At 68.1% G+C, this 14,777-nt stretch carries 12 protein-coding genes and 2 tRNA genes; 3 read left to right on the forward strand and 11 right to left on the reverse strand.

Annotated elements, in window-relative coordinates; genetic code table 11:
* Window positions 1-6: 6 nt before the first annotated feature.
* From murA to leuC, 3 genes are all read right to left on the reverse strand, one after another.
* Window positions 7-1,332 (reverse strand): UDP-N-acetylglucosamine 1-carboxyvinyltransferase, encoded by a 1,326-nt coding sequence (gene murA, locus RM50_RS12825; RefSeq protein ID WP_043453227.1) that lies wholly within the window; start codon window positions 1,330-1,332, stop codon window positions 7-9.
* A gap of 144 nt (window positions 1,333-1,476) precedes the next feature.
* A complete protein-coding gene (leuD, locus tag RM50_RS12830; RefSeq protein ID WP_043453230.1) occupies window positions 1,477-2,079 on the reverse strand; it encodes a 3-isopropylmalate dehydratase small subunit in 603 nt (200 codons plus the stop codon).
* A 9-nt stretch (window positions 2,080-2,088) separates the two neighbouring features.
* A complete protein-coding gene (gene leuC, locus RM50_RS12835) occupies window positions 2,089-3,543 on the reverse strand; it encodes a 3-isopropylmalate dehydratase large subunit (RefSeq protein WP_043453553.1) in 1,455 nt (484 codons plus the stop codon).
* A 113-nt stretch (window positions 3,544-3,656) separates the two neighbouring features.
* On the opposite strand from leuC, the gene RM50_RS12840 reads away from it, so the two are divergent.
* Both RM50_RS12840 and RM50_RS12845 read left to right on the forward strand, forming a co-directional pair.
* Window positions 3,657-4,376, forward strand: coding sequence for an IclR family transcriptional regulator (locus tag RM50_RS12840; RefSeq protein ID WP_043453233.1), 720 nt, complete (start codon window positions 3,657-3,659; stop codon window positions 4,374-4,376).
* Window positions 4,377-4,436: 60 nt separating this feature from the next.
* On the forward strand, window positions 4,437-4,982 hold the full coding sequence (locus RM50_RS12845; protein WP_043453235.1) for a DUF1697 domain-containing protein: 546 nt from the start codon (window positions 4,437-4,439) through the stop codon (window positions 4,980-4,982).
* On the opposite strand, the gene RM50_RS12850 is transcribed toward RM50_RS12845, so the two are convergent.
* From RM50_RS12850 to RM50_RS12865, 4 genes are all read right to left on the reverse strand, one after another.
* Window positions 4,979-6,595, reverse strand: coding sequence for a GTPase (locus RM50_RS12850; RefSeq protein WP_043453237.1), 1,617 nt, complete (start codon window positions 6,593-6,595; stop codon window positions 4,979-4,981). The genes RM50_RS12845 and RM50_RS12850 overlap by 4 nt on opposite strands.
* Window positions 6,592-8,358: a dynamin family protein gene (locus tag RM50_RS12855; RefSeq protein WP_052260209.1), complete on the reverse strand. Its 1,767-nt coding sequence runs from the start codon at window positions 8,356-8,358 to the stop codon at window positions 6,592-6,594. The genes RM50_RS12850 and RM50_RS12855 overlap by 4 nt, the downstream gene beginning before the upstream one ends.
* Before the next feature lie 292 nt (window positions 8,359-8,650).
* Window positions 8,651-8,726, reverse strand: a tRNA-Glu gene (locus RM50_RS12860).
* Window positions 8,727-8,855: 129 nt separating this feature from the next.
* Window positions 8,856-8,927, reverse strand: a tRNA-Gln gene (locus RM50_RS12865).
* A 332-nt stretch (window positions 8,928-9,259) separates the two neighbouring features.
* Here RM50_RS12865 and RM50_RS12870 point away from each other — a divergent pair.
* On the forward strand, window positions 9,260-10,789 hold the full coding sequence (locus RM50_RS12870) for a hypothetical protein (protein ID WP_156133884.1): 1,530 nt from the start codon (window positions 9,260-9,262) through the stop codon (window positions 10,787-10,789).
* 10 nt (window positions 10,790-10,799) lie between these two features.
* Here RM50_RS12870 and RM50_RS12875 read toward each other — a convergent pair whose 3' ends face one another.
* Genes RM50_RS12875 through RM50_RS12890 form a run of 4 tightly spaced genes read right to left on the reverse strand, consistent with a single transcriptional unit; the run spans window position 10,800 to window position 14,723 of the window.
* Window positions 10,800-11,549, reverse strand: coding sequence for an HAD family hydrolase (locus RM50_RS12875; protein ID WP_052260211.1), 750 nt, complete (start codon window positions 11,547-11,549; stop codon window positions 10,800-10,802).
* Entirely contained in the window at window positions 11,549-13,063 is a 1,515-nt protein-coding gene (gene gltX / locus RM50_RS12880; RefSeq protein ID WP_043453241.1) for a glutamate--tRNA ligase, read from the reverse strand. The genes RM50_RS12875 and gltX overlap by 1 nt, the downstream gene beginning before the upstream one ends.
* A 56-nt stretch (window positions 13,064-13,119) precedes the next feature.
* Entirely contained in the window at window positions 13,120-13,896 is a 777-nt protein-coding gene (locus RM50_RS12885) for a fumarylacetoacetate hydrolase family protein (protein WP_043453245.1), read from the reverse strand.
* Window positions 13,897-13,901: 5 nt separating this feature from the next.
* Window positions 13,902-14,723 (reverse strand): MBL fold metallo-hydrolase, encoded by an 822-nt coding sequence (locus RM50_RS12890; RefSeq protein WP_043453248.1) that lies wholly within the window; start codon window positions 14,721-14,723, stop codon window positions 13,902-13,904.
* Window positions 14,724-14,777 lie beyond the last annotated feature (54 nt).

Genomic DNA, 14,777 nt, shown 5'->3' on the forward strand with positions numbered 1-14,777 from the left:
CCCGCGCTACTTCGTGGTGGTGATGTCGAAGTCGGCGCCGAGGCCCGCGAGCTTTTCAGTGAACCGCTCGTAGCCGCGGTTGATGATGTCAATGCCGGTGACGCGCGAGGTCCCGGTGGCGGCGAGGGCCGCGATCAGGTGGCTGAAGCCGCCGCGCAGGTCGGGGACGTCGATATCGGTTCCCTTCAGCTGGGTGGGGCCGCTGATCACGGCGGAATGCAGGAAGTTGCGCTGGCCGAACCGGCACGGCACGCTGCCCAGGCACTCCCGGTGCACCTGGATGCTGGCGCCCATCCGGATCAGGGCGTCGGTGAAGCCGAACCGGTTTTCGTAGACCGTTTCGTGGACGATGGAAACGCCTTCGGCCTGGGTCAGCGCCACCACGAGCGGCTGCTGCCAGTCGGTCATGAACCCGGGGTGGACGTCCGTTTCGAGGACCAGCGGGTTGAGCTTTCCGCCCTTGTGGTAGAACCGGATCCCGTCCTCGCCGATGTCCATGCCGCCGCCCACCTTGCGGTAGGTGTTCAGGAAGGTCATCATGTCCCGCTGCGAGGCACCCTCGACGAAGATGTCGCCGCGGGTGACCAGCGCCGCCGAAGCCCAGGACGCCGATTCGTTCCGGTCGGACAGTGCGCGGTGGTTGTAGCCGCCCAGGTCACGGACGCCTTCGATGCGGATGGTGCGGTCCGTCTGGACGCTGATGATGGCGCCCATCTTCTGCAGCACGGCGATGAGGTCGATGATTTCCGGCTCGGTGGCGGCACCTGACAGCTCGGTGATGCCTTCGGCACGGGTGGCGCTGAGCAGGACCTGCTCGGTGGCCCCCACGGACGGGTACGGCAGCGAGATCTTGGCGCCGTGCAGGCCCTTGGGAGCCGAGATGTGGATGCCGCCGGGGCGCTTCTCCACTACGGCGCCGAACTGGCGCAGCACATCCAGGTGGTAGTCGATGGGACGGTCGCCAATCTTGCAGCCGCCCAGGTCCGGGATGAAGGCCTCGCCGATCGCGTGGATCAGCGGCCCGCACAGCAGGATGGGAATGCGGGAGTCGCCGGCATGGGCGTCGATGGCGGTGCTCGGCGCCGTCTTGGCGGCCTTGGGATCGAGGGTGAGATCGCCGTTGACCGGGTCCTTCTCGACTGTCACGCCGTGCAGCTGCAGCAGGGAGGTGACAACCTCGACGTCCTTGATTTCCGGCACGTTCCGCAACACCGAGGGTTCGTTGCCCAGCAACGCCGCCACCATTGCCTTGGGGACCAGATTCTTTGCCCCACGGACGGTGACGCGGCCTGTAAGCGGGACACCGCCGCGGATTGTCAGAACACTACTCATATACCGGTTTCCTCACGATCACTAGCCCCCAAAACCTTGCAAAGGCTCCAACCAAGCATAGGAGGTCGCGTTACCGAACCGAAATAAGGGCGCACCGGCGGCGGGGCGTGGCGAAGCCGCCCCCCGCCGCCGGTGCGCCCAGGCTCAGGAAAGCTTTGCCGGCAGCGTCTTGGGCTTGAACGGCGGCCGCGTGGCCTCGTAGGCCGTGATGTCGGCCTCGTGCTGGAGGGTCAGCCCGATGTCATCCAGGCCTTCCAGGAGCCGCCACCGGGTGTAGTCGTCAATGTCGAACGGCGCCACGATGTTGCCGCAGACCACCGTCTTAGACTCGAGGTCTACCGTGACCTGGGTACCCGGTGCGTTCTCGAGTTCCTTCCAGATGAGCTCGATGTCGTCCTGGGCCACCTGCGCGGCCAGCAGTCCCTGCTTGCCCGAGTTGCCACGGAAGATATCCGCAAAACGGGAGGACAGGACGGCCTTGAATCCATAGTCCTTGAGGGCCCAGACGGCGTGCTCGCGGGAGGAACCGGTGCCGAAATCAGGACCTGCCACGAGCACCGATCCGGTGCTGTAGGGCTCCTGGTTCAGGATGAAGGACGGGTCTTTGCGCCAGGCCGAGAACAGGGCGTCCTCGAAGCCGGTCCGGGTGATGCGCTTGAGGTACACCGCGGGGATGATCTGGTCGGTGTCAACGTTGCTCTGGCGCAGCGGGACGCCGATGCCGGTGTGCTTGGTGAACTTTTCCATGGTGTAGTCCTAGGCTGCGTCGATGCGGATGGCGGCGGGTTCGGGAGCCGGTTCAAGGTCCGACGGCGAGCTGAGCGTGCCGCGCACTGCCGTCGCGGCTGCCACCACCGGGGAGACCAGGTGGGTGCGGCCGCCCTTGCCCTGGCGGCCTTCGAAGTTGCGGTTGGACGTGGAGGCGCACCGCTCCCCCGGTTCCAGCTGGTCCGGGTTCATGCCCAGGCACATGGAGCAGCCGGCGAAGCGCCATTCGGCACCGAAGTCCTTGAACACGCGGTCCAGGCCCTCAGCCTCGGCTTCGAGCCTGACACGGGCCGAGCCGGGCACCACGAGCATCCGGACCTGGGGGTCCTTCTCGCGGCCGCGGATGATGTCAGCGGCGGCGCGCAGGTCCTCGATGCGGGAGTTGGTGCACGAGCCCAGGAAGACGGTGTCCACGCGGATGTCCTTCATCGGCGTGCCGGCTTCCAGCCCCATGTACTGCAGCGCACGTTCCGCGGCGGCCTTGGCGTTCTCGTCAGCGAAGTCCTCCGGCGACGGCACGGACTCGGACAGGGACACGCCCTGGCCGGGGTTGGTGCCCCAGGTGACGAACGGCTCCAGGGTGTCGGCGTCCAGGTCCACCTGGGCGTCGAAGACCGCGTCGTCGTCGCTTGCCAGGGTGTTCCAGTATTCGACGGCGGCATCCCAGTCTGCGCCCTGGGGCGCGTGCGGGCGGCCCTGCATGTAGGCGTAGGTGGTTTCGTCGGGAGCCACCATGCCGGCGCGCGCGCCGGCTTCGATGGACATGTTGCAGATGGTCATCCGCGCTTCCATGGAGAGGGCGCGGATGGCGGAGCCACGGTATTCCAGGACGTAGCCCTGGCCGCCGCCGGTGCCAATCTTGGCGATGACGGCGAGGATAATGTCCTTGGCGGTGACGCCGGGGCGGAGCGTGCCTTCGACGTTGATGGCCATGGTCTTGAACGGCTTCAGCGACAGCGTCTGGGTGGCCATGACATGCTCCACCTCGGAGGTGCCGATGCCCATGGCGAGGGCACCGAAAGCGCCGTGCGTAGAGGTATGCGAGTCGCCGCAGACCACGGTCATGCCGGGCTGGGTGAGGCCCAGCTGCGGACCCACCACGTGGACGATGCCCTGCTCGGCGTCGCCCAGGCTGTGCAGCCGGACGCCGAACTCCGCGCAGTTGTTGCGCAGGGTCTGGATCTGGGTGCGGCTGGTGAGGTCGGCAATGGGCTTGTCGATGTCCAGCGTGGGGGTGTTGTGGTCCTCGGTGGCAATGGTCAGGTCCGGACGGCGCAGCTTGCGGCCGGCCAGGCGCAGGCCTTCGAACGCCTGCGGGGACGTGACTTCGTGGACCAGGTGGAGGTCGATGTAGAGAAGGTCCGGCTGGGCGTTGGCACCGTCGCCGTCACCTTTGCGCACCACATGTGCGTCCCAGACCTTCTCGGCCAATGTCTTTGCCATGGCCATCTCCCTTCACTGCTGTTTGGCTGATGAGTCCAACTGAATCAGGACGGCTCCGCGGTGCGCCAGCCGAAAGATTTGCATCTCAGATATTGAGACGGCAATATCATTACATGGACAATTCTAGTGGAGTCGGTGTCATTGATAAAGCAGCCCAGGTGCTCGATGCCCTGGAGGCCGGCCCCACCACGCTGGCGCAGCTCGTCGCCGCCACCGGCCTGGCCCGGCCCACGGTCCACCGCCTCGCCCTCGCGCTGGTCCACCACCGCCTGGTCAGCCGCGACATCCAGGGCCGCTTCGTGCTGGGCAGCAGGCTCGTCGAGCTCGCCTCCGCCGCCGGCGAGGACCGCCTGATCGCCTCCGCCGGGCCGGTGCTGATGCAGCTTCGCGATGCCACCGGCGAAAGCGCCCAGATCTTCCGCCGCCAGGGCGACTGGCGCGTCTGCGTCGCGTCCGCCGAGCGTCCCATCGGCCTGCGCGACACCATCCCCGTCGGCACCCAGCTGTCCATGAAGGCCGGATCCGCCGCCCAGGTCCTGCTGGCATGGGAGGACCACGACCGGCTGCTTGAAGGACTGCAGCAGGCACGCTTCACGCCCACCGTCCTGGCGGGAGTACGACGGCGGGGCTGGGGCCAGAGCCTTGGCGAACGCGAGCCGGGAGTCGCCTCCGTGTCGGCACCCGTGCGGGGTCCGTCCGGCCGGGTGATTGCCGCCGTCTCCATTTCCGGGCCCATCGAGCGGCTGACCCGCCAGCCCGGTCGCCTGCACGCCGAAGTCGTCTGCAATGCCGGCCGCATCCTGACCGAGGCCCTGCGCAAGAACAACGACTAGCGCAGGAACAACGAGGCTTCATTCCGCTCCCCCGGCTTCCTGCGCCGCTAGGCTGTGCCCATGGGCAGCTACGCAGTGTTCCTCCGCGGCATCAACGTCGGCGGAATCAATATCAAAATGGCGGATCTCAGGGACGCCCTGAAGAACTGCGGTTTCGCGGACGCAAAGACCCTGCTGGCGAGCGGGAACGTGGTGCTCTCCAGCAGCCTTGATGCGGCAGCCGTGAAGCGCGGGTGCGAACAGTGCCTCCGCGCAGCTTTCGGCTACGAGGCATGGGTGGTCGTCATGGACGCCGGGCGGGTTGCCGGGCTCGTCGACGCCTGCCCTTATCCGGAGGACGACAGGTCCACCCATACCTACATCACCCTGTCCTCAGACACGGCCGTGCTGGATGAACTGGAAGCGGCAGGGGCTGCCCTTGGGGGCCACGACCAGCAGCGGCTGGGACCCGAGGCGCTTGCCTGGCTGGCCCCGGCCGGCGGAACCCTGGAGAGCCCGTTCAGCAAGATCAGCGCAAAGTCGAAATTCAAGGCCGCCACCACCACGCGCAACCTCCGCACCCTGATCAAGGTCCGGGATGCCGCGGCCGCCCTGGCGGACTCCTAGGCGGCGCCCGCCTTCTTCAGGGCTTTGTTGAAGGCTGCCAGCCGGGCAATTTCCTCCGCCACCGGCGTCACCACCAGTTCCTGGGCCGCTGCCGCAACGGCACTGTTGAGCCGCCGTCGTGCCCTTGCCGCCCGCGCCCGGGCAGCTCCTGCCGCAATAAGCCGGCCCGTGACGGCCAGGAGGATTCCCAGCGCCAGGCCGAGGGCAATCATCAGGGTGGGCACCGGCCACCCCTCAACGCGCGGCACCGCGGGGACCGGCAGCTGGAGGTAGCCCAGGCCGGCCAGGACGCCCAGCCAGCCCAGGCCGCCCACGAGGGTCAGCAGCGCCAGCCACTGGACAACGTTGAAGGCGCCCCACCACCAGGCCCTGCGGTTGGCGCCAAGGTCGATCCCGGCAATCGCCTGGTCCAGGGCATCGGGCAACCGGTCCCGGCCGGTGCGCGCGGCGTTCCTGATGGCCGCCCGCCAGGGGCCCGGCGCACCCTCACTGGCCGAATCCGCGAATTCCCGGACTGCCGCATCGGCGCGCGCCCGTTCGGGGGCGCCGGCGGGCGGCAATGAGGTCCTGTTCACGGCGGCTGGAGAGGTGCTGCGCAAATTGAGCCGCCGCAGCGGGTCTGCCCGGAACCTGGCGAGCCAGCGGGTCACGGGCCAGCCGGTGCGCCGGACGGACTCAAGGCGGTAGGACTGCCCCACGGCCCGCACCACGGCAGGGACGTTGGCCGCCACGGCAAGTTCCTCCGCCAGGCGCGTCCTTGCCCCGGGGCGGACACCGGCAGCATCGCCTTCACCGGAAGCACGCCGCAGGACCTCCGCCGCAGCCGTGACGTCGGCCTCCAGCCGCCGGGACTGGGCCTGGCGCTGCACGGCCACCTTCCGGATGGCTGCCCGGACGTCCTCAATCCCCGCCCCGGTGAGTGCGGATGTGGCAAGTACGCCCACCTGTCCCAGCCCCTCGCCGGCGAGGATCGCGTGCAGGGAATCAAGCACCGGCTGGACATCCTCGGCGGCCAGCCGGTCTATCTGGTTCAGGACCACGAGGGTCACGGCACCGTGGGAAGCGTGCGGTGCCAGGAAGCCGTGGTGGACGGCAGCATCCGCATATTTTTGCGGGTCAAGCACCCAGACCATGACGTCCACCATGCCCACCAGGCGCTGCACGATCTCCCGGTTGGACGTATGGGTTGAGTCGAAATCGGGCAGGTCCAGCAGGATCAGTCCTGTCTGCTCGTCGGCGAAGCCGTCCACAGGAGCCGCGTGGTGCCGGTTTCCCACCTCCAGCCAGTCCAGGAGGGCCTCGCTGCCCGCTGCTCCCCAGACACCTGCCAGCGGTTCCGATGTAGTGGGCCGGCGGGCTGCCGCCGTCGCAATCTCCGCCCCGCTGACGGCATTGAACAGGGAGGACTTGCCGCTGCCCGTTGCCCCGAAGAAACCCACCACGATGTGGTCGGCAGACAACGACCGGCGGGAACTGGCGCGCTCCAGGACGTCAAAGACCTGCCGCAGTGCGTCATCCGGAAGGATTCCCTCTCCCAGCTCCCGGGCGTCCTCGAGCGCCTGGAGCCGGCCGTCCAGCCGGGTGGACTCCCGGGCTCCGGAGTGGCGGCTCACGCGCTCTCCGCCAGCCGGGCGAGGTCCCTGGCCTGGGCGGCCAGCCGCTGGGCCCGGGCCGGGTCCTCGGCAGGCAGTCGCTGCAGGAACTTTTGCTGTTCATCCGCCAGGAGTTGCCGGCAGCGCCTGGCAAGGTCCTCACGTGCCTTGTCTGCCATGCGGCGAACGGCATCCTCCCCGAAGACAGCCTCCAGCAGGCGCTGGCCCACCACGGCAGTTCCCCCCGCCACGCCGATTTCGAGGCCGGTCAGTCCGGCGGTCATCGAAAACACCACAATCATGAGTGCAGCCCCCAGCCCGTTGATGCCGAAGGACAGCCACCGCGCCTGGGTCCGTTTTCCCTGGCCCTCGGTGCGGATCAATTCCATGAGCGCTTCCTGCCAGGCGCGGATTTCGGCTGCCGCGCGGTCCGCGAAACCCGGTCCCGTTCCGGAGAGGTCCTCCGCACCCAGCAACTGGCGGCCGGCAGGGTCGGAACGCCAGCGCCGGTCGGTATCTTCCGCGGCGTTTGCTGCTTCGTCCACGATTACCGCCTGCAATCCGGTTTCGATGGCAGCCTCAACGCGCACTGCCGGGGCAGGCTCGCCGCGGAAGAAGGCTCCGAGCCGGTCCCTGAAACGGCCCACGTTCTGTTCAAGGGCGCGGAAGAACTCCCCCGTGCCCACAAAGTCCTGCCAGCGGGCCAGCACTTCCCCCCGCAGCAGGGCACCGTCGCGGGTGGCTTCCAGGATTCGGTTGGCGGCATCCGCGTAGGCCGCGGCGGCGTCGGCTTCGAGGCGGGCAGCCGCATTGTCCTGTTCACGGACCGCCCCGGCGATTCCGGCCACGCGCCCGGCCAAGGCCCGGACGGTGCCGTTCAGCGTCCGGCGCGCCACCGAGGCCCGCCCGGCGGCGTCGGCAGCCAGTGCCGCCAGCCACTCCCGCAGTTCATTGGCCGCGCCGGCAGGCAGCATTCCACCCGGCTCCAGGACGGTTTCGGCGATGGTGAACAGCCGGCTTCCGCCCAGCCCTTCGCGGTCGAGGAGTCCGCGGAGGTCCTGGCCCACCTCCTGCCCGGCTCCCGGCGGCACGCGGTCCAGCACCACGGCAACGGTGATGTCCCGGGCAGCGGCGTCGAGCAGGAGCTTCCACGGGACGGCGTCTGCATACCGGTTGGCGGTGGTGACGAAGATCCACAAGTCGGCTGCAGCCAACAGTTGACCGGCCAGCAGGCGGTTCTGGTCTGCGATGGAATCGACGTCGGGGGCATCGAGCAGGGCGATCCCTGCAGGGACGGCGGGGTCGGCGAGCAGCACCAGCGACGCGGCGGCACCGGCCGGTTCACCGGGCGGGTTGGCCGGGACGGGACTGCCGGCGAGGGTTCCGCGGATCCGGGCCAGGCCAGGCAGGACGCGCGGGCCCTCGAACCACGTGGCCTCCGCGGGGTTGTGCAGCAGGATGGGCTGGCGGGTGGTGGGCCGGATGGCGCCGGCCCTGGTAACGGAATGCCCCACGAGGGCGTTCACCAGGGTGGACTTGCCGGCGCCGGTGGAACCGCCGACGACGGCGAGCAGCGGGGCGTCCAGGCTGCGGTACCGGGGAAGGATGTAGTCATCCAGCTGGGCCAGTGCTGCCGTGGTTTCCCTGCGCACCCGGTCCACGCCGGGCAGGGCAAGCGGCAGCGACACATTGTCCAGGCCGCCGCGGATCTCCTCCAGCAGCGCCAACGCCGCCGCGGTGTGCTGCTCCGGCAGGATAGGGCCGTGCTCGTTGTGGGAGGTCACAGCAACATCATGCCATTGGGGCGTTGAGGGGACCGGAGCCGGCGTGTCGACCGGCGGGGATTTCCCGCGCGTCTCCAGACGGACGTGATGGGGCGTTCCCAAAAACACGGCGGGACGTGATGGGGCGTTCCCAAAAACACGGCGGGACGTGATGGGGCGTTCCCACAAAGCCGGCAGGAACTGATGGGGCGTTCCCAAAAATACGGCGGGACGTGATGGGGCGTCTGGGCCAACAGGCTCTGTTTTTGGGGATAAAAAAATGGTCCCGGGCTGTTGCCCGGGACCATTCTGTTGGTGACCCCAGCGGGATTCGAACCCGCGTTACCGCCGTGAGAGGGCGGCGTACTAGGCCGCTATACGATGGGGCCAGGTACTTTTGACAGCCTTTCCGCTGTTCAAGCTCAGTGAGTATTTCACACACCTCGCTATGGTTTCAAATCGGCGGACCGGCTGGAAACCTGCTGCTTTGGGGCTGAAAATCAGCCTTCAAACCAGAGCTGGGATACCAGGACTCGAACCTAGAATGACGGTACCAGAAACCGTAGTGTTGCCAATTACACCATATCCCAATGGCACTTTCGGGCCGGTTTTCAGGGCATTTTCCCTGCTCCGTGCGCCTCAGCACGAGAAATTACTTTACCCGAGACTTTCGGCTGGCACAAATCGGGACGCGCCCGGGCAGAAGATTCCTTCGGCGGCCGATCCGCCGCAACCCTTGCGACCGGCCCGCGGCTATGGTTACCCTCGAGTAAGTTACCCATCGGTAACAACTCCCCCGGCCCTGTTGAGCGGGCCCCCACGAGGAAACGGGAACGCCTTACCACCCACGGTCCATACCCCCGGGCAGCGTCGTCCGGCGGAAAGTTAGGAAGTGTCAGCGTTGACAACCCGCACTGAAACCATGGCAGTAACCAAGCCCGGAACCCGGTCCAGACCGATCGCCATCATCGCGCTCTCCGTGCTGCTGGCCCTGTTCATAGCCTTCTACACCTACCTCACAGGCCAGATCTCACACGGAGCCGCCCAGCTGATGGACGGCGCCGAGCAGGCGGCCTCCGGAGCTGCCCAGCTCAAGGATGGTTCAGGCCAGCTTGCCACCGGCGCGGGGGCAGCAAACAAAGGTGCAGCCCAGGTGGAGGACGGCGCCGCCAAAATCAAGGAAGGCAGCTCTGCACTCAACGCCGGGGCATCAGCCCTCCAGGCGGGCGCCGGCAGGATTTTCTCCGGCGTCAGGGACCAGCTTGCCCCAGGGGTGGACAAGCTGCACGCCGGCACCACGAAGCTTCAGAACGACGTCCTGAACAAGCTGGTGCCCGGCGTCTACCGAGTGGATGACGGGGCTCGGAAACTGCAGGCAGGCGCCGTCGCCCTCTCCGCAGCCCTGACGCCCACGCAGGCCGGCAACGCGCCGGACAACCTTGCCGACGGTGCGGGGCAGCTGGCGGCGGGCAGTGGGCAGCTCGCGGCGGGTGCGGCCCAGCTGGACGCCGGCGCAGCGGGCCTGGCCGCCGGGACTGCAACACTGAAAAACGGCACAGCCCAGCTGAAGGGTTATCCCGGAGCCGGCAACGACCCCACCAAGGGCGATGGACTCGCCGCGCTCAGCCAGGGCCTGGACCAGCTCGAGGCCGCCGCCAACGGCCCAGGGGGCCTGGTGCCGCTTGCGGTGGTCAAGGACCAGATTGCCAAGCTTGCCGACGGCGGGCGGCGGGCCTTCGCAGGGGCGGCCCAGCTTGATGCGGGGGCAGCAAAGCTCAATGACGGCGCTGGTCAGCTGAAGTCAGGAACGGCCAGGGTGAGCACGGGAGCCAGCCAGCTGGACACTGGTGCGGGGCGGCTGAAGGCAGGCTTCGCAACCCTGGCGGAAAAGCTTAATGCGACAGACCCGCAGAACCCAGGCGTGGTGCTGGGTACCTCCATGCTGGCCGAGGGAACGGCGAAGATCCGGGTGGGTATGGACGGCGTGCCGGGCGATCCGGACCGCCCCGGGCTGATTTATGCCGCCAACAACCTCCAGGACGGGACTATCAGGCTCAGCGCGGGAATCAATGGCGGCGGCGATCCGGCGGACCCCGGCCTGCTGGCGGGAACCCAGGCGCTCGCGGACGGCACCGTGGCCCTCAGTGGTGGAACCGGCCAACTGCAGTCAGGTTCAGCGCGGCTGGCCGATGGAACCGGGCAGCTCGCCGACGGCAACAGCAAGCTGGATGACGGGTCGGGCAAACTCGCTGACGGGGCCGGAAAGCTCGCCGACGGCAATGCACGGATCGCCGCCGGCACCAAGGAACTGCACACCAAGGTGGCGGCCGTGTCGCCGTCATCATGGCTGGACAACCCGGCCGTGGCGCTGTTGCTGGTCGGGTGCCTGGTGGCCGTTGCGGCCGTGGCGTACCTGGTCCTGCGGCGGCGGGCCCTGCGGCCCCGCGCGTAGCCCGGGGCTGTTATCGAAGGAACAGCGGGAGAAGATCGGCCAGGGTGCTGACGGCGGTGCCGTCGAAGCCCTCAACAACTTCACCCGCCCTGTTGAGCCACACGCCTGCCAGCCCTGCCGCCGTCGACCCTTCCGCATCCAGGAGGCGGTTGTCACCCACGTAAAGTGTTTCGGCAGGGCTGGTGCCGAGCAGGCGGACGCCTTCGAGGTAGATCGCCGGGTCGGGTTTGGCGACGCCGAGGGTGTCCGTCCCCACCAGGTGCTTGACGCGCTCCAGGCCGGCACCGTCCAGCTTGGCCCGCTGGTAGTCGTGGACGTTGTTGCTCACGGCACCGTAGGGGATCCCGGCGCGGTCCAGTGCATCCAGCAGGGGCGCCACATCCGGAAACGGCTTGACGTAGGCAGGCTGCTTTTCCATATAGGCGGTCAGCCACTGGTGTGATTCCTCGCCGTCGGAAAGGTCAACGCCGAAGTGGCCCAAGGCTGCCCTGCCCCGAAGCAGCCGCTGCTCGTTGAACGTGATCTCCCCGGCCAAGTACCGGTCGTAGTAATGCGTTGTTTCGTGGGTGAAAATACGCCCGAACCGCTCCCACCCGGCCTGGTCCAGGCCGGGCAGGAGATGTTCGCTGACCTCCCGCAGGGCGGTGGTCATGGAGTACTCGAGGTCCACCAGGGTGTCGTCAATATCGAACAGGACACCGCGGACAACGCCGAAGCGGATATCCGGGGTTCCGGCCGGTGCCTCGCTGGGAGCCGTCATCAGCCGCGGAAGGCGCGGAGCCGGCGCAGGGAAGACTCCTTGCCCAGGATCACCATGGACTCGAACAGCGGCGGCGACACGCGGCGGCCGGAGACTGCGGTCCGCACGGGGCCGAAGGCAAGGCGCGGCTTGATCCCCATGTCTTCCACGAGGGCCTGCTTCAGGGCGGACTGGATGTTCTCCGCCGTCCATTCCGCCAGCGGTTCCAGTGCGGCGATGGCGGCATCGAGCACCTCGGGAAGGTTGGCCGGCAGGCCCTTGCGGGCGTCATCGGCAATATCGATGGCGTCGTCGGCCTTGAACAGGAAGGCGAGCATGTCCGGGGCTTCACCCAGCAGCGTGATGCGCTCCTGGATCAGGGGCGCGGCCTCGGTGAGGATCTCTTCCTCGCGGTCCGTCAGGATTTCCCCCACCAGGTCCGCTTCGCGCAGGTAGTGCGCCACGCGGTCGCGGAACACCGTGGGCTCGAGCATCCGGACGTGGGTGCCGTTGATGGCTTCGGCCTTCTTCAGGTCGAAGCGGGCCGGGTTGCCCAGGACGTCGTGGATGTCGAAGTGCTCCACGAGCTGCTCGACGGTGAAGATGTCCTCGTCCGCGCTCAGGGACCAGCCCAGCAGGGAGAGGTAGTTCAGCAGGCCTTCGGGGATGAAGCCCCGCTCGCGGTGCAGGAAGAGGCTGGACTCGGGGTCACGCTTGGAGAGCTTCTTGTTGCCCTGGCCCATCACGTAGGGCAGGTGGCCGAACTCCGGCATGTACTCGGCAACGCCGATGGCGTAGAGCGCCCGGTAGAGGGCGATCTGCCGGGGCGTCGAGCTGAGCAGGTCCTCGCCGCGCAGGACATGGGTGATGCCCATGAGTGCATCATCCACCGGGTTGACCAGCGTGTAGAGCGGGGCGCCGTTGGCGCGCACCACGGCGAAGTCGGGCACGGATCCGGCCTTGAACGTGATGTCGCCGCGGACCAGGTCGGTGAAGGTGATGTCCTCGTCCGGCATGCGCAGGCGGAGGACTGCCTGCCGGCCCTCTGCCCGGTACTGCGCCAGCTGCTCTTCGGTCAGGTGCCGGTCAAAGCCGTCGTAGCCAAGCTTGGGGTCCCGGCCGGCGGCACGGTGGCGCGCCTCGATCTCCTCCGGGGTGGAGAAGGATTCGTAGATGAAGCCACCGTCGTGCAGCCGCTTGATGACGTCCTGGTAGATGTCGCCGCGCTGGGACTGCCGGTACGGCTCGTGCGGGCCACCCACCTCAACGCCCTCGTCCCAGTCGATGCCCAGCCACTTCAGCGCGTCCAACAGCTGGTGGTAGCTCTCCTCGCTGTCCCGTGCCGCGTCCGTGTCCTCGATCCGGAAGACCAGCGTGCCCTTGGTATGGCGGGCGTAGGCCCAGTTGAACAGCGCGGTCCGGATCAGCCCCACGTGCGGGGTGCCCGTGGGAGAGGGGCAGAAACGCACCCGGACGGGGGTTTCTGCGGTGACGGGCGGGATGGAGGCGGCAGGTGACGAAGAAGCGATACTCATAGTGGCTTCAACTTTACCCGCCTGCCCGGGTGCCTCCTTCCCGCCGGCGGCCCTGCCTAGCGGCGGACGATGGGGTTGGAGAGCCGCCCGATCCCTTCGATTTCGACCTCGAAGCGGTCGCCCTCCTTGACCAGCCCCACTCCGGCAGGGGTACCGGTCATGATCACGTCGCCAGGGAGCAGGGTAAACGCCTGCGAGACGATGGACACCAGTTCGCGGACGCCGCGGATCATCTGGCTGGTGCTGCCGTCCTGGCGCACCTCGCCATTGAGCCTGCCCTGGATCTGCAGGTCCTCCGTGTCCAGGTCGGTCTCGATCCAGGGCCCCAGCGGGGCGGACGTGTCGAAGCCCTTGGCGCGCGTCCACTGCAGGTCCGTTTTCTGCACGTCGCGTGCGGTGAGGTCGTTGCCGCAGGTGTACCCGAAGATGACGTCGTCCACGCGGTCTTCCGGAACGTCCTTGCAGATGCGGCCGATCACCACGCAGAGTTCGGCTTCGAAGGAGACTTCCTCGGAGAATTCGGGCAGCACGACGGGGTCGTTCGGACCCACGACGGCGGTGTTCGGCTTGAGGAACAGCAGCGGCTGGGCGGGCAGCTCGTTGCCCAGTTCGCGGGCGTGCTCCACGAAGTTCCGGCCGACGCCAATCACCTTGCTACGGGGGATGATCGGGGCCAGCAGCCGGACGTCCTCCAGCTTGTGCCGCACGGAGGTGCGCTCCACTCCGTTGAAGAAGGGGTCGCCGTGGATGACAGTGATTTCCTCACTGCCCGGTTCACCTTCCACAACGCCGTACAGGGGATCGGAATCGACTACAAACCTGGCAATACGCATGGCTCCTACCCTACCGTCCCAGCGGCAGCGCCCTGCCCGTCGCCGCCGCGCAGGTAGGAAAGCTGCGCGGCCACGGAGAGTTCGGCAGCACGCCGGACGGAAGGCCCGACGTCGGCATAGACGGCGTCAGTGACGTCGCCGACGGACGCGTCGCGGCCCAGCCGGTGCAGCACCGCGCGGATCTGGGCCAGCCGTTCCTCCCGGTGTGCCCGATAACTGCGCGCGATGGCTTCAAGGGACGGCAGGGCCGGGCCGTGCGCCGGGAGGACGGTGGCCGGCCCGAGCGCCTCGAGCCGGTCCAGCGAGGCAAGGTAGTCGCCCAGCGTGCCGTCGGGATAGTCCAGGACGGTGGTTCCGCGGCCCAGGACGGTGTCGCCGGTCAGCACCGAACCGGCCGGTCCGTCCGCGGGCAGGTGGAAGCAGACGGAGTCCGAGGTGTGGCCGGGCGTGGCCAGGACTGTGATCTCCACCCCGGCTGCCCGGAGGACATCCCCGTGGGCCAGGGGCTCTCCCCCGCCGTGGCAGCGGGTGGGGTCCGCGGCCCGGACCGGCGCCCCGGTCACTGCGTGCAGGCGGGCGGAGCCGGCGGTGTGGTCGGCATGGCGGTGGGTCACCAGGATGAGTTCGACGGCGCCGGCACCGGCAAGTGCCCGCAGGTGCGTTTCGTCCGCCGGGCCGGGGTCGACGACCACCACGGTGGCTTGGCCGGGGGCGGCCAGGACGTAGGAGTTGGTGCCGTCCAGGCTCATGGGGCCTGGGTTCGGGGCAAGGATGAACTGCGAGAGCGGGGAGCTGCGCTGCAGGCCGGGGCCGAAAACAGAGGTCACTGACCCATCCTTGCAGACGGAAACGGCGCCTGCCGGGACCAAAGCCCGGCAGGC

It is taken from the genome of Pseudarthrobacter phenanthrenivorans, from assembly GCF_000813845.1.
Classification (GTDB): Bacteria; Actinomycetota; Actinomycetes; order Actinomycetales; family Micrococcaceae; genus Arthrobacter; species Arthrobacter phenanthrenivorans_B.

Excerpts from the sequence above, each read along its gene's own strand:
- gltX (WP_043453241.1), bottom strand. The coding sequence starts at position 13,063 with ATGAGTATCGCTTCTTCGTCACCTGCCGCCTCCATCCCGCCCGTCACC.
- RM50_RS12840 (WP_043453233.1), top strand. The coding sequence starts at position 3,657 with ATGGACAATTCTAGTGGAGTCGGTGTCATTGATAAAGCAGCCCAGGTG.
- RM50_RS12875 (WP_052260211.1), bottom strand. The coding sequence starts at position 11,549 with ATGACGGCTCCCAGCGAGGCACCGGCCGGAACCCCGGATATCCGCTTC.
- RM50_RS12845 (WP_043453235.1), top strand. The coding sequence starts at position 4,437 with ATGGGCAGCTACGCAGTGTTCCTCCGCGGCATCAACGTCGGCGGAATC.
- RM50_RS12885 (WP_043453245.1), bottom strand. The coding sequence starts at position 13,896 with ATGCGTATTGCCAGGTTTGTAGTCGATTCCGATCCCCTGTACGGCGTT.
- leuD (WP_043453230.1), bottom strand. The coding sequence starts at position 2,079 with ATGGAAAAGTTCACCAAGCACACCGGCATCGGCGTCCCGCTGCGCCAG.
- RM50_RS12870 (WP_156133884.1), top strand. The coding sequence starts at position 9,260 with ATGGCAGTAACCAAGCCCGGAACCCGGTCCAGACCGATCGCCATCATC.
- murA (WP_043453227.1), bottom strand. The coding sequence starts at position 1,332 with ATGAGTAGTGTTCTGACAATCCGCGGCGGTGTCCCGCTTACAGGCCGC.
- leuC (WP_043453553.1), bottom strand. The coding sequence starts at position 3,543 with ATGGCAAAGACATTGGCCGAGAAGGTCTGGGACGCACATGTGGTGCGC.